The organism is Faecalicatena faecalis, assembly GCF_012524165.2.
In the GTDB taxonomy this organism is placed as follows: Bacteria; Bacillota; Clostridia; order Lachnospirales; family Lachnospiraceae; genus Faecalicatena_A; species Faecalicatena_A faecalis.
The window spans coordinates 13994-27910 of sequence record NZ_JABACJ020000025.1 but is presented as its reverse complement, the minus strand read 5'-3'; the positions used below and the strand labels follow the sequence as shown (position 1 = coordinate 27910).

The window sequence follows — 13917 nt, the reverse complement described above, 5'->3', positions numbered from 1 at the left end:
GGAAGATATGAGTTTCAGCAAAGCCCAGACAGAAGCAGTCACCCATGGGAAAGGTCCATGTCTTGTGCTGGCGGGTCCCGGTTCCGGTAAGACCCTGACAATCGTGAATCGAATGAAATATCTGATAGAAGAGTTAAAGGTACGGCCAGAAGAGATTCTGGTCATTACTTTTACGAAGTATGCGGCGGCAGAGATGAAGAACCGGTTTATCCAGTTGATGGGGAACAAAAGTCTGCCCGTAACTGTGGGAACATTCCATGGTATCTATTACGGTATCTTAAAATGGGCATACCGTTTCGGACCGCAGAATATTTTATCCGAGGAAGAAAAATACCAGTTGATCAGACATGTCGTGAATCATCAGGAGATTGAAATTTTTGATGAGGAGGACTTCCTGCAGGAGATTGCAACCGAGATAGGAAAGATTAAGAACAACAGACTGGATATCGAAGAATACAGATCTGTGAAATGTGATCCGGCAGCATTTTGTAATATTTACCGGGAATATGAGAATGAAAGAAAACGTGTACGAAAAATTGATTTTGATGATATGCTTGTACTCTGTTGTGAATTGTTTCAGTCAAGAGAGGATATCCTGAGAATGTGGCAGGAAAAGTTTCAATACATTCTGATCGATGAATTTCAGGATATCAATCAAGTACAGTATGATGTCATCAAGATGCTTGCAGCTCCCCAGAATAATCTCTTTGCAGTGGGGGATGATGATCAGTCGATCTATGGTTTTCGTGGGGCAGATGCAAAGCTGATGTTTCAATTCCAAAAGGATTTTCCGGATGCAAAGCAGATTCTTTTGGATATTAATTATCGTTCGACCTCGAATATTGTGGAGAATGCATTAAAGGTCATCGCCAATAATGAGCTGCGTTTTGAAAAAGCCATCCATGCGAATAAAGAACGCGGTGCAAGCCTGCATGTGCAGGAGGTACGGGATCCTGTGGAGGAGGCAGAGTATGTCCTGGATGAGATACAATCCAGGATAGAAGCCGGAGGAAAACCAGAGGATATTGCAGTGCTCTTTCGGATTCATACAGATGCAAGGCCGCTAGTGGAAGGGATGATGGAACGAAAAATTCCGTTCCAAATGCGGGAACATATGCCCAATGTTTATAATCATTTTATCGCAAAGGATATCCGTACGTATTTTAAAATGGCTCTGGGAAGCAGGGAGCGTCAGGAATTTCTGCAGATCATGAACCGTCCCAAGCGTTATATCGGAAGGGACAGCCTGTCGGGGAAGACGGTCGCTTTTGAAGACCTCAGACGGTTCTATTGTGATAAAGACTGGATGTTAGATCGTGTGGATCAATTTGAATGGGACCTGAAAATGCTGGTGAAGATGGCCCCTTATGCTGCAATCCAGTATCTGCGGAAACGAATCGGCTACGATGACTTTTTAAGGGAGTATGCAAAAGAACGGAAAGTCAAGATAAATGATCTTTTTGAGGTGCTGGCGGAGCTGGAGGAGGCGTCACGACCGTTTGCAACACTGGAAGAGTGGTTCACTCATGTGGAGGAGTACACGAATGCACTAAAGCTGCGTGAAAAGAAGAGGGAGGAAATCCGCGACGGGGTTCGTTTGATGACAATGCATGCGGCAAAGGGGCTTGAGTTTGACACTGTCTATATTATAGAAGCAAATGAGGGGCAGGTTCCTTATAAGAAGGCACTTAAAGAGCAGGGCGTGGAGGAAGAACGGCGCCTCTTTTATGTGGCAATGACAAGGGCGAAGGAAGTATTAAAGATCATTTACGTAAAAAATAAAAACGGAAAGGAGACTTCTCCTTCCCGCTTTGTGGATGAATTATTCCTCGTCTGAGTCGTCATCCAGATCCAGGTCTTCAAATTCCTGGGTATCGAGCCATTCGTCGAACTTGTCGGCTGCACGCTCGTATTCGTCATCATCCTCGATGTTCTCCAGTTCTGGTTCTCCCGGAACACTCTCGGAGAAACGGTAGAGGAAGACTTGTCCATCATCATTGCTGCCTTCTTCATCCAGCGGAAGCAGCGCGATATACTGCTGTCCATCCACTTCGTAGATGGTGAGTACGGCACATTCCAATTCCTCGTCGTTATCCAGTGTCAGTGTTACGGTAAGTGATTCGTTCTCGTTCATAAATGATCTCCTTTATTGTCGGCTTATTCTGCGGTTAAAGCAGCGGACCTTTGCAGAAAACGTAGTTTTATCTTCTGCCGGTATATATTAACTCTAACAAAAAGACGGCCAAAAAGCAAGGGGAAAACAAAGACCGTAAGTAATTGCTTTCGCCTTTTAGTCTGCCAAGGAAACAGTAACCAACTATTGACATTGAAGCGAAACAAGGTAGAATGGAAGAGACGGGATTTAGTTTTAATTTGAATTAGGAGGATACCATATGAAAAAAAGGATACTAAGCGTACTCTTTGCGGCATTACTGGCATCAGTGATGCTTGCAGGCTGCAAGAAAAATGTAGGTACGCCTGAAGATAATGCAGTACAGGAAACAGAGGATGACACAGAGGAAGAAGATCCAGATGCGTACGACGGCTATACATTTGGTTATAGCTGTATCGATATGGGAAATCCTTATTTTGATACCTTGCAGAAGTCCATTGAGACTTCCTTAAAAGAAAAAGAATTCCATCTGATCACCAAGGATCCAGGCTCTGATGCTGCGCTTCAGAACCAACAGATTCAGGAGATGATCGATGAGGGCGTGGATGCAGTATTTCTCTGTCCGGTAGACTGGGAACAGATCACACCGGCATTGGAGGCCTTAAAGGAGGCGAATATTCCTGTGATCAATATAGACACACAGGTCAAAGAAACAGACCTGGTCGCAGCTTATATTGGTTCTGACAATAAGAATGCAGGAGCATTGTGCGGGGAGGATTTGGTGAAGCAGCGTCCAGATGGTGGAAAGATCGTCATATTGGAATGCCCTTCCATGAATTCGATCAATGAAAGAATCACCGGATTTGAGGGTGCCATCGCCAATTCTGGATTTGAAGTCCTTGCCAGGGCCGATGTGAAAGGGAAGATGGAGACAGCACAGGAAGAGATGAAGAAGATTTTGGCTAAGAATCCGCAGATTGATGCGGTGATGTGTGGTAATGATCAGATTGCACTGGGAGCAGTCAAAGCAATCGAGGAGGCTGGGAGAAAAGAAATCCTTGTATACGGTGTGGACGGTTCACCGGGTGTGAAGAGCGAATTGTCTAAGCCAGGAACGTCGATGGAGGGAACCGGTGCGCAGTCCCCGATCAATATCGGGAAAAAGGCGGTCGAGATAGGGATTGCCATTCTGGAAGGCGATAGTTATGAGAAGGAGACATACGAAGAGACATTTTTCATTAATAAGGAAAATGTAGAGATGTATGGAACTGACGGCTGGCAGTAAAAGGAAGAAAGGAACTTAGGGGTATGAGAGAAGTGCAGGGATATCCACATCCACTGGGAGTGACGATCGGAAAAGACAGAATGAATTTTGCAGCAGCAGTACCGGAAGGAAAGCCCTGCCAGCTTATGCTGTACAGGAGTGGTATGGAGGAACCAGAACACGTTTTTGACCTACCGGCAGAAAAAGCCGTGGGAGAGGTGCGTTTTCTTGCTCTGGAAGGACTAGATGCCGGAGAATATGAATATCTTTATCAGGTGGATGGGAAGCCATGGATTGATCCTTACGTGAAGGAGCTGGCGGGACACCATATCTTTGGACAGAAAGAGAAGCTTTCGGATGGCCATTTACGTGGGAAAGTCAGTATCGGGGATTTTGACTGGGAAGACGATCAGCGTCTTTTGATTCCCTACCATGAGGTGATTGCCTACAGCCTGCATGTCCGGGGATTTACGATGCACAGCTCCTCAAAAGTGAAGCACAAAGGAACATTTCTGGGGATCGTGGAAAAGATTCCTTATCTAAAAGAGCTGGGCATCAACCAGATTCAATGCATGCCCGTCTATGAATTTGAGGAGTATCACGGGAACTATCAGAACTACTGGGGATACGGCAGAGGCCTTTATTTTGCACCGAAGGCGGCCTACAGTGCATCAGGATGTGCGGCATGCGAATTAAAGGAGATGGTCAGGGCCTGCCACAGTGCAGGAATCGAGGTAGTACTTGAGACCCCGTTTGCAGCAGGAATCCTGCCGCAAATGGCGCTTGAATGCCTCCGGTATTATATGCTGGAATACCACATCGATGGTTTTGTCGTGAATCCATACAATGTCCCGTGGGAGATGTTGACCAGAGATCCACTCTTAAAAGGCGTTAAGATCATGAAAAAGGAAGATGGTTTTCAGAATGTCATGCGCCGTTTCTTAAAAGGTGATGAGGGGATGGTCAATGACGTGATCTGGGCACTGCGCCATAATACGAACGAGGATGGGTGCTGTAATTATATTACGACGCACACAGGATTCACTCTGGCTGATCTTGTATCCTATGACGGTAAGCATAATGAGGCCAATGGAGAGAACAATCAGGATGGGCCGGACTATAACTATAGTTGGAATTGTGGAGTGGAAGGGCCGAGCAGGAAGAAGACGGTGACACAGCTTAGAAGAAATCAGGTCAGGAATGCCTTTTTCCTTTTGCTCCTGGCACAGGGGACACCGTGCCTTTTGGCAGGGGATGAGTTCGGCAATACCCAGAGTGGGAATAACAATGTCTACTGTCAGGATAATGAGCTTTCCTGGCTGAACTGGAATAAGCTTAAAAATCAGGAGGCTTTGTTTAAATATGTAAAGGCGCTGATCGCTCTTCGCAGCTCCCATCCGGTCCTTCATCGTTCTGACCTTTTGTCAGGACTGGATCAGACGGCATGCGGAACGCCGGATGTGTCTTACCACGGAGAAAATGCCTGGCGAATCCCGGCAGAAATCGCAAGCCGCCAGTTAGGAATCCTGTACAGCGGGAATGGATTGGGAGACCAGGATTGTTTTATCGCCTATAATATGCATTGGGAAACACATGCATTCGCACTTCCGACACTTGGAAAAAGAAAGAGGTGGTATCAGGCCATGGGAACTCAGGAAGGGGTTTTAGAGGAGGAGAAGCTTCTTGAGGACCAGAAGATGATGGAACTAGCACCAAGGAGTATTGTGCTTCTGCTCGGCAGGGAGACGAAAGAAGAAGTAAAATGCGGACAGGGAAATAGGAAAGAGGAAGGATATAAAAGGAAATGAAAGCAGTACAGCATTTTTGTACGATAACCAGACATAAGATTTTAGTGATGAAGGAATGCTTCCAGGTCGGTTTATATAAACAGGGACTTCTTCATGATCTTTCTAAGTACAGCTGGACCGAATTCAGGGTGGGATGCAAATACTACCAGGGCGACAGGAGCCCTAATAATGCGGAGCGTGAGAAGACAGGGTGTTCTCTTGCCTGGCTCCATCATAAAGGACGTAATAAGCACCATTACGAATACTGGATTGATTATGGGGACAACAAGGATGCAGCCATGACAGGGATGAAGATGCCTGTTCGTTATGTGGTGGAGATGTTTCTGGACCGGATTGCTGCAAGTAAGATCTATAAAGGTGCTGCGTATCGGGATACGGATCCGTTGGCTTACTTTCTGGGAGGCAAGGGGCAGTACCTGATGCACCCGGAGACGGAGGAACTTTTGGAGAAGCTTTTAAGGATGCTGGCAGAAAAGGGAGAGGAAGAGACCTTTCGGTATGTACGGCATGATATTCTAAGAAGGGATAAGAACAAAAAGGCTTCTGTGGAAGGAATCGAGACAACAACGGACGCGAAGATCCGGGATGAACAGAGCAGTCATGCATGAAGAACATGTGAGGACGGACAGATATTCATAGATTGAAAATAAAGGGCAGATGCTGAAGAATCGCAGGAACGAGACCACAGCATCTGCCCTTTATTTATCTGGGTATGGATTTCAGGGGGTCTTAGGATTACCCAGGGTAATACATCTGCGTATCCTGAATGTCGATCAATACCTCGTTTAAGTATTTTTTAGCCTGGTATTTTGCCATCGGAAGATTCATGTCCAGGTAATTTCCACAGTCCTTTGCAGATGCTCCCGGGACCTCACCTTCAAAGGAAGCGATGAAGCTAAACATTTCACGCATAAGGGGAACGATATCTGCGGATTCATAGTCCCCGGAGAGAAGCAGATAAAAGCCTGTGCGGCAGCCCATAGGACCGAAGTAAAGGACCTTCTCTTTATAGTCCGCATGGTTCCTTAAAAAGGTCGCACCTAAATGTTCTAGTGTGTGGACCTCTGCGGTATTCATGACAGGCTCTTCGTTTGGGTTGGTCATGCGGATGTCAAAAGTCGTCACAGGATAGTCGTTGACAGAGTCCTTTCTTGAGACATAAAGCCCGGGTACCAGTTTGATATGATCTATGGTGAAGCTTGTTATTTTTTTCATATAGATTCCTCCTTGAGATTTTCTTTGATACTACAGATTATTATAGCGGCAGTTGGGACTCCTGACAAGCGGGAATCTGCATGTAAGGAGAGATGGAAATATATCAGAAAAGCGGGGATAGGCATTGACTGGGAAGATGGGAGTGTTTATACTAAATAAGGTATTTTGAATCGATATGACATAAAAAGGGAAAGAGCAGGAGGCATTTATCATGAAATTGTATCTGGTCCGTCATGGGGAGACTCCATGGAACAAATTAAGAAAGGTCCAGGGGCATTCGGATATTCCGCTAAATGAATATGGGAGATATCTGGCAGAACAGACCGCTTTGGGGTTAAGAGAGGTAGATTTCAGTGTTGCATATACAAGTCCCTTGATTCGTGCACGGCAGACTGCAGAAATTATTCTTGCAGGCAGGGATATTTCTATTTATGATGAGCCAAGGATTCAGGAGATGGGATTTGGAGTCTGTGAAGGGATGTGCTGCAGAGGGGAGAACAAAGAACCAGGCAGCGATGAATTTAACAAGCTTTTTACGGATACCGCCAACTATCAGGTGCCGGAGGGCGGTGAATCTATTCAGGAAGTAGAAGCACGCGTGCAAAGTTTTCTGGAGGAAGTGTATAAAAAGGAAGAGCTGCAGGATAAAAATATCCTGATTTCTACGCACGGAGCAGCGCTGACCGCTATGCTGAATTGTATCAAGAACAAGAAAGAGCTTGCAGATTTCTGGGAAATGGGAGTACCGAAAAATTGTTCCGTCACAGAGGTGCAGGTGATTGATGGGAAGCCTGAGATACTCGTAGAAGGAAAGATTTTTTATTAGAAAGGACGCTTTGGAGGAGCTGTGTTTATCCAAAGCGTCTTTTTTAGAATTAGCAGTTATCATATTCATTCTAATGACTTCATTTACTTTCACTTTGCCTTTCTAATCGAAAACTGGTAAAATATACCAGACAGTACTTCCGTACAAATGTGCGATAATAGTAGTGTCGTAAAAGGAGGGAAAGGAATGCACAAAAGCTTTGGTTATGTGAGGGTATCTTCGAAAGACCAGAATGTAGAACGACAATTGGTGGCGATGGAGCCTTTGAAGATACCGGATAAAAATCTTTACGTGGAAAAGATATCTGGAAAAGATTTTGACAGGCCGCAGTATAAAAGACTTCTTAAGAATCTAAAGAGGGATGATGTTCTGTATGTGAAGTCAATTGACCGCTTGGGCAGGAACTATGAGGATATCATAGAACAGTGGAGGTACATAACGAAGGAAATCGGTGCTGATATTGTAGTGTTGGACATGCCGCTTTTGGACACACGGAAGGGAAAGGACTTGGTAGGGACGCTGATTGCGGATATTGTATTGCAGCTTTTATCCTTTGTCGCTCAGAGTGAACGGGAGAGTATCCGCCAAAGACAGGCAGAGGGAATTGCTGTGGCGAAGGCAAGAGGGGTCCATTTCGGGAGACGGTGCCTGAAAATACCCAAAACTTTTGAATTAGTGTACGGACAGTGGAAACGGAAGGAAATCAGTGCAAGAGAAGCATCCAGGAGGCTGAATGTGGATTTTAAAACATTTAAAAAGTGGTGCATCCAGAGGGAAGAAATGTAAAAATATGGTAGAAATAATGTAGAAAAAGGTAGACTTTATTCTGCATTATTGATAATATAATATTAGTTGGATGCATTTGTTGATGAAAAAGGTAGACTTTTGTCTGCAAATGCATTCTTATACTTTTTAGACAAAAAGTTTTATTCTGTCTTGGGAAAGAGTAACAGAATTCCCAAAGAATTTTTCTTCATTTAATATAGGTTAATCTTATCAATAATGCAGAATAAAGTCTGCTTTAATCCGCAGTGCCACAAGGAGGAGTAGTTATGTCAAAAGAAGAAGGGCTGTTAGAAGTCCTGACACATCAGGTAGGTGCGAATTATATTTCTGATTTAAGGAAGAACTCATTCCATGAGTCTTTGATCAGTGTGATAGAGAACTTAGAGAGTTCCGCCTATTCTGTTAAGGAATGGTGTGATGTGCTGGACTATTTGTCAGGAAAGAAGTTAGAAATCGGGAGTCCACAGGAGGGTAAGAAGGCCCTGATTCAGGCTTTAGAGGAAGCGTAAAGAAAGTAAAGGGAAACAAGAAGAAAAGCTGCTTCACGGTATCGCTGATATTACTATCAGCCCGTGATGCAGCTTTTTTACTAAGAAAGTTGCGAAGCAGCTTTTGAATATCCGCTTCGGCAGACGTCCTTTGGAAAAAAAGATGTCTTCTAATCTTCGTCTTCTGTCTCCACAGTATAAGTATATCTCTTTCTAGCCATCTCATCGCTTTCCAGATACTCATCATAAGTAGTGATCTTATCAATCAGTTTACCGCCAGGTACGATTTCCATAATGCGGTTTGCCGTTGTCTGTACGATCTGATGGTCACGTGATGTGAAGAGCAGTACGCCTGGGAATTTGATCATTCCGTTGTTCAGGGCAGTGATAGACTCCATATCCAAGTGGTTGGTCGGCTCATCAAGAAGCAGGACATTAGCGCCTGAGATCATCATCTTGGAGAGCAGGCAGCGTACTTTTTCTCCACCGGAGAGTACTTTCAGACGCTTCACGCCATCCTCACCTGCAAACAGCATTCTGCCAAGGAATCCACGGACATAAGTTGCATCCTTGTCATCCGAATATTGGGTCAGCCATTCTGTGATGGTATAATCATTATCGAACTCACCACCAAAATCCTTCGGGAAATAAGCCTGTGAGGTGGTAATTCCCCATTTGTAGGTACCTTCATCCGGTTCCATCTCGCCGATCAGAATCTTGAACAGTACAGTCTTTGCAAGCTCGTTGCTTCCAACAAAAGCGACCTTGTCATCATGTCCCAGTGTGAAGGAGATATTGTCCAGAATCTTCTCACCGTCGATCGTCTTGGAAAGTCCTTCTACGGTGAGGACCTCATTGCCGATCTCACGCTTCGGACGGAAATCGATGTAAGGATATTTTCTACTGGAAGGCTTGATCTCATCCAGCTCGATCTTCTCCAAGGCTTTCTTTCTGGAGGTAGCCTGTTTGGATTTGGATGCGTTGGCACTGAATCGGGAAATAAATTCCTGCAGCTCCTTGATTTTTTCTTCCTTCTTCTTATTCGCTTCCTTCATCTGGCGGATTAAGAGCTGACTGGATTCATACCAGAAGTCATAGTTTCCGGCATAAAGCTGAATCTTGCCGTAGTCGATATCTGCAATCTGTGTACATACCTTGTTCAAGAAGTAACGGTCATGAGATACAACAATCACGGTGTTCTCAAAGTTGATCAGGAATTCCTCCAGCCATGCGATGGCATCCAGATCCAGATGGTTCGTAGGCTCGTCCAAAAGCAGGATATCTGGATTGCCGAACAATGCCTGCGCAAGCAGGACCTTGACTTTTTCTGCTCCGGTCAGGTCTTTCAGATATTTGTAGTGGAGTTCAGTGTCGATTCCAAGTCCGTTCAATAAGGTCGCAGCATCTGATTCTGCTTCCCAGCCGTTCATGGTAGCGAATTCAGCCTCCAGTTCGCTGGCTTTGATTCCGTCCTCGTCTGTAAAATCTTCTTTGGCATAAATAACTTCCTTTTCTTTCATGATTTCATACAGACGTGCATTTCCCATGATAACGGTATCCAATACCAAGTATTCATCGTATTTGTAATGATCCTGCTGCAGAAAAGAAAGACGCTCACCTGGTGTGATGACCACTTCTCCCTTAGTCGGCTCCAACTGACCGGACAGGATCTTTAAGAATGTGGATTTGCCGGCTCCATTGGCGCCGATCATTCCATAACAGTTGCCTTCAGTGAACTTGATGTTCACATCTTCAAACAGCGCTTTTTTTCCAACGCGCAATGTCACATTATTTGCACTGATCATGTTCATAATCTCCTTTAAAAAATCGTATTCAGTCTGCGGGCAGAATAGCTCCCGGCAGTACTTTTATCCCAACGCTTATATTAACACGAGAAGCAGGGAAATGGCAAGGTTTCCGTAGGTTTTCGGGAAATTTAACAAGATTGAGGTTTTCGAATCAGGAAAATCGTTATATAATGGGAACATAAAAGCGAGGAGGCATAAAAAATGCAGAAAGCAACATTAGTACTGGAGGGCGGAGCTACCAGAGGAGTATTCACATCAGGGGCATTAGATTACCTGATGGAGAAGGAATTATATATGTCACATGTGATCGGTGTGTCGGCGGGGGCCTGCAATGCAGTAGATTATGTGTCGAGACAGCCGGGCAGGACAAGGGACTGCATGATACCGACAGATAAAAGCGGGAATTATTATTATGGCTTCCGTAAGTTCGTAAAGGAAAAGAGTCTGATGAACATGGATCTGATTTTTGATGTGTTTCCGAATCAGTTAATTCCTTTCGATTATGATACCTATTTTCAATCAGAGATAGAATGTGAGCTTGTGGTGACGAATTGTCTCACCGGGAAAGCAGAATACTTTAACGAGAAGAAGAGCAAAGAACGGTTGATGAAAATCTGCCGTGCGTCTTCGAGCATGCCGTTAGTTACCCCAATCGTGAATATTGAGGATGTGCCTTATCTGGACGGCGGGCTGGCGGACAGTGTACCTTTAAAAAGAGCACTGGAACAAGGAAATGAGAAGGTCGTGGTCATTCTTACAAGGAATGCGGGATACCGAAAGAAGACGGTATCAAAAGGGATGGCTAAGCTGTACCGTAAGGCTTACTCCTCCTATCCGAAGCTTGTGAAGGCGATTCTTCGCAGAAGCTTCTATTACAATCGAACAATGAATCAGTTGGAGGCTTTAGAGAGAGAAGGGAAGATCTTTGTCCTTCGTCCTCTTGTGAAGCCGGTGGCAAGACTGGAGCGGAACAAAGAGACATTGAACGCTTTTTATGACCATGGATATCAACTGATGGAAAAAGAATATGACAGATTGATGGAATATCTGGAAAAATAAGGACAGGAGGTACAATCTATGAATCTGTATGAACATCACATTTCTACACAGTATGCACAGCAGATGATAAAAGTGACGAACATGGTGAGGGAAGACGTGGCAAAAAGCGGTGTGAAGGAAGGCATTGCCGTTGTGTTCTCTCCTCATACGACCGCGGGATTCACTATCAATGAGAATGCAGACCCAGATGTCGTTCATGACATGCTCCTGGGATTTGAAGAGGTGTTCCCGACTAAGGCAGAGTTTTACCAGCATGCGGAGGGCAATTCCCATGCGCACATGAAGACGACGATGACAGGACCGGCCCAGACCTTGATTTTACATGATGGAGAGATTTTGTTCGGTATCTGGCAGGATCTGTATTTTTGTGAATATGACGGACCGAGGAACCGGACATTTTTTGTGAAGATCATAGAGGGGTAGGAGATTATGGTTAAGAAGACATTAGATTATACACAGAACAGAGAACTATCCTGGCTGCGCTTTAACCAGAGAGTTCTGGAGGAGGCGAGGGACGAGACCGTGCCTCTTTTGGAACGTATGAAGTTCGTTGCCATTTTTACGAGCAATCTGGATGAATTCTTCATGATCCGTGTGGGTAGCCTGTACGATATGGCTTCCGTAGATAATAAGAGCGTTGATCTAAAGTCCGGCATGACGCCGCAGGAACAGTTGGATGCAATTTATGCAGCAGTGGCACCGCTTTATAAGGAGCGGGACAAGACGTATTCGGAGATTAAAAAGCAGCTCCATCCTTACGGAGTGTGCGGATTGGATTTTAAGGAGTTAGAACCTCAGGAGAAGAAATATGTAAAGAAGTATTTCAAGGAACAGATCCTTCCGATACTTTCTCCCCAGATCGTGGACGCGAACCATCCATTCCCACATCTTCTCAATAAAGACATTTATGTGGTGGCTGACTTAAAGTTCGAGAATAAGAGCATGATGGGAATCGTGCCGGTCCCACAATTCATTTCAGATATCCTGTATCTTCCAGGTCATGATATCCGTTATATCCGTATGGAGAAGGTGATCATGGAATACTTGGATATTGTATTCGAACAGTATCAGGTATCCGGGAAGAATTACATTTGTGTGACACGCAATGCGGATGTCTCCCCAGATGATGAGGCCTATGCTGACAGTGAGGATTTCCGGTTCATCATGAAAGAGACCCTGCACAAGCGGAGAAGGATGGCGGTGGTGCGTCTTGAGGTCGCGAATCCGCTGACCAAAGAGATGGAGAAGTATTTCTGCGATAAGTTCAATATCACGCCGGAATGTATTTTCCGTACCAAGATGCCGATGAAGCTGGAATTCATGTTCGCCATTGCGGAAAAAGTGCCGGCTTCCATGAAGCGTTCCCTGATCGATGAGCCGTTCATTCCGCAGCCGTCGTCTTCCGTGACGGAGGGCAGTGTGATGGCACAGGTGAAGAAAAGGGACATCCTGCTTTCCTATCCTTATGAGAGCATGGAGCCGTTTCTGCAGATGATTCGGGAAGCCTCCGTCGACCCGAATGTCATGACCATCAAAATCACAATTTACCGTCTGGCTAAGAAGACCAGGCTGGTCGAGTATCTATGTGCTGCTGCGGAGAATGGAAAAGAGGTCACAGTCCTCATTGAGCTGCGTGCACGGTTCGATGAGCAGAATAATATTGACTGGTCCGAACGTATGGAAGAGGCCGGATGCCGGGTGATCTATGGTTTTGAGGGGTATAAGGTACATTCTAAGATTTGCCTTATTACATATCGGAATAAGAATGAAATCAAGTATATCACGCAGATCGGAACCGGAAATTATAATGAAAAGACGGCCAAGATGTATACAGATTTCTCCTTGATGACTGCCAGCCAGGCAATTGGGGAGGATGCGGCAGTATTTTTTAAGAATATGTCTATCGGTAATTTAGATGGAGCATACCAGCATCTGATCGTGTCTCCGACCAGCTTAAAGCCGAAGGTGCTGCTCCTTATGGATGAGGAGATTAAAAAGGGTGCCGACGGAAGAATCATTATGAAAATGAACTCTGTGACAGATATGGATTTCATCAATAAAGTAGCAGAGGCTTCTAAGGCGGGTGTGAAGATTGATTTGATCGTACGCGGAATCTGCTGCATCCTGCCGGGAATTCCAGGTGAGACTGAGAACCTGACTGTCACCAGCATCGTGGGACGTTATCTGGAACACCCCAGAGTATTTGTATTTGGTCAGGGGATGGACCAGAAGGTCTATATTGGATCTGCGGATATGATGACGAGAAATACAGAAAAACGTGTTGAGGTCGCCTGTCCGATTTATGACGAAACCATTAGAAAACGTTTGGTACGCAGCTTGAATGTGATGCTCGCGGATAATGTAAAAGCAAGGATGATGCAAAGCGATGGAACCTACCAGAAGAAAGAAGTATCTGAGAAAATCATAAATTCCCAGGAGGTCTTCATGAAAGAGGCTCTGCGTGCGAAGAGACCACAGCAGATCGTGGAAAAGCCTTCTTTCCTGAAGCGTCTGAGAAGATTCTTTCGATAATCTAGGCTTGACAGGAGG

Annotated in this window: 13 protein-coding genes; 10 read left to right on the top strand and 3 right to left on the bottom strand. The window is 45.1% G+C overall.

Annotated elements, in window-relative coordinates; translation table 11 throughout:
• The first annotated feature begins 7 nt into the window (after nt 1-7).
• Complete coding sequence (locus tag HGO97_RS19345) at nt 8-1837, top strand: ATP-dependent helicase (protein ID WP_216244519.1); 1830 nt, start codon at nt 8-10, stop codon at nt 1835-1837.
• On the opposite strand, the gene HGO97_RS19340 is transcribed toward HGO97_RS19345, so the two are convergent.
• Complete coding sequence (locus HGO97_RS19340; protein WP_216244518.1) at nt 1823-2134, bottom strand: DUF1292 domain-containing protein; 312 nt, start codon at nt 2132-2134, stop codon at nt 1823-1825. The genes HGO97_RS19345 and HGO97_RS19340 overlap by 15 nt on opposite strands.
• A 259-nt stretch (nt 2135-2393) precedes the next feature.
• On the opposite strand from HGO97_RS19340, the gene HGO97_RS19335 reads away from it, so the two are divergent.
• From HGO97_RS19335 to HGO97_RS19325, 3 genes are read left to right on the top strand one after another with little or no spacing between them, the layout of a single operon-like run.
• Nucleotides 2394-3398, top strand: a complete 1005-nt coding sequence (locus tag HGO97_RS19335; protein WP_216244517.1) for a sugar ABC transporter substrate-binding protein — start codon at nt 2394-2396, stop codon at nt 3396-3398.
• 23 nt (nt 3399-3421) lie between these two features.
• A complete protein-coding gene (locus tag HGO97_RS19330) occupies nt 3422-5185 on the top strand; it encodes an alpha-amylase family glycosyl hydrolase (protein WP_216244516.1) in 1764 nt (587 codons plus the stop codon).
• A complete protein-coding gene (locus tag HGO97_RS19325) occupies nt 5182-5793 on the top strand; it encodes a DUF5662 family protein (protein ID WP_246597602.1) in 612 nt (203 codons plus the stop codon). Before HGO97_RS19330 ends, HGO97_RS19325 begins: the two co-directional genes overlap by 4 nt.
• A gap of 127 nt (nt 5794-5920) precedes the next feature.
• Here HGO97_RS19325 and HGO97_RS19320 read toward each other — a convergent pair whose 3' ends face one another.
• Entirely contained in the window at nt 5921-6400 is a 480-nt protein-coding gene (locus tag HGO97_RS19320) for an S-ribosylhomocysteine lyase (RefSeq protein WP_216244515.1), read from the bottom strand.
• Nucleotides 6401-6611: 211 nt separating this feature from the next.
• Here HGO97_RS19320 and HGO97_RS19315 point away from each other — a divergent pair, with 211 nt between their 5' ends.
• The 3 genes from HGO97_RS19315 (at nt 6612) to HGO97_RS19305 (ending at nt 8521) form a co-directional block, all read left to right on the top strand.
• Nucleotides 6612-7226, top strand: a complete 615-nt coding sequence (locus HGO97_RS19315) for a histidine phosphatase family protein (RefSeq protein ID WP_216244514.1) — start codon at nt 6612-6614, stop codon at nt 7224-7226.
• Between the two features lie 186 nt (nt 7227-7412).
• The gene (locus tag HGO97_RS19310) at nt 7413-8012 is read left to right on the top strand and encodes a recombinase family protein (RefSeq protein WP_216244513.1); all 600 of its coding nucleotides are present in this window, start codon (nt 7413-7415) and stop codon (nt 8010-8012) included.
• A gap of 266 nt (nt 8013-8278) precedes the next feature.
• Entirely contained in the window at nt 8279-8521 is a 243-nt protein-coding gene (locus tag HGO97_RS19305) for a hypothetical protein (protein ID WP_216244512.1), read from the top strand.
• A gap of 149 nt (nt 8522-8670) precedes the next feature.
• Here HGO97_RS19305 and HGO97_RS19300 read toward each other — a convergent pair whose 3' ends face one another.
• Nucleotides 8671-10305: an ABC-F family ATP-binding cassette domain-containing protein gene (locus tag HGO97_RS19300; RefSeq protein WP_216244511.1), complete on the bottom strand. Its 1635-nt coding sequence runs from the start codon at nt 10303-10305 to the stop codon at nt 8671-8673.
• A 204-nt stretch (nt 10306-10509) separates the two neighbouring features.
• Here HGO97_RS19300 and HGO97_RS19295 point away from each other — a divergent pair, with 204 nt between their 5' ends.
• The 3 genes from HGO97_RS19295 to ppk1 are packed head-to-tail and all read left to right on the top strand — an operon-like array spanning nt 10510 to nt 13899.
• Nucleotides 10510-11367, top strand: coding sequence for a patatin-like phospholipase family protein (locus tag HGO97_RS19295; protein ID WP_216244510.1), 858 nt, complete (start codon nt 10510-10512; stop codon nt 11365-11367).
• 18 nt (nt 11368-11385) lie between these two features.
• Complete coding sequence (locus HGO97_RS19290; protein ID WP_216244509.1) at nt 11386-11790, top strand: secondary thiamine-phosphate synthase enzyme YjbQ; 405 nt, start codon at nt 11386-11388, stop codon at nt 11788-11790.
• A 6-nt stretch (nt 11791-11796) separates the two neighbouring features.
• A complete protein-coding gene (ppk1, locus tag HGO97_RS19285; protein ID WP_216244508.1) occupies nt 11797-13899 on the top strand; it encodes a polyphosphate kinase 1 in 2103 nt (700 codons plus the stop codon).
• Nucleotides 13900-13917 lie beyond the last annotated feature (18 nt).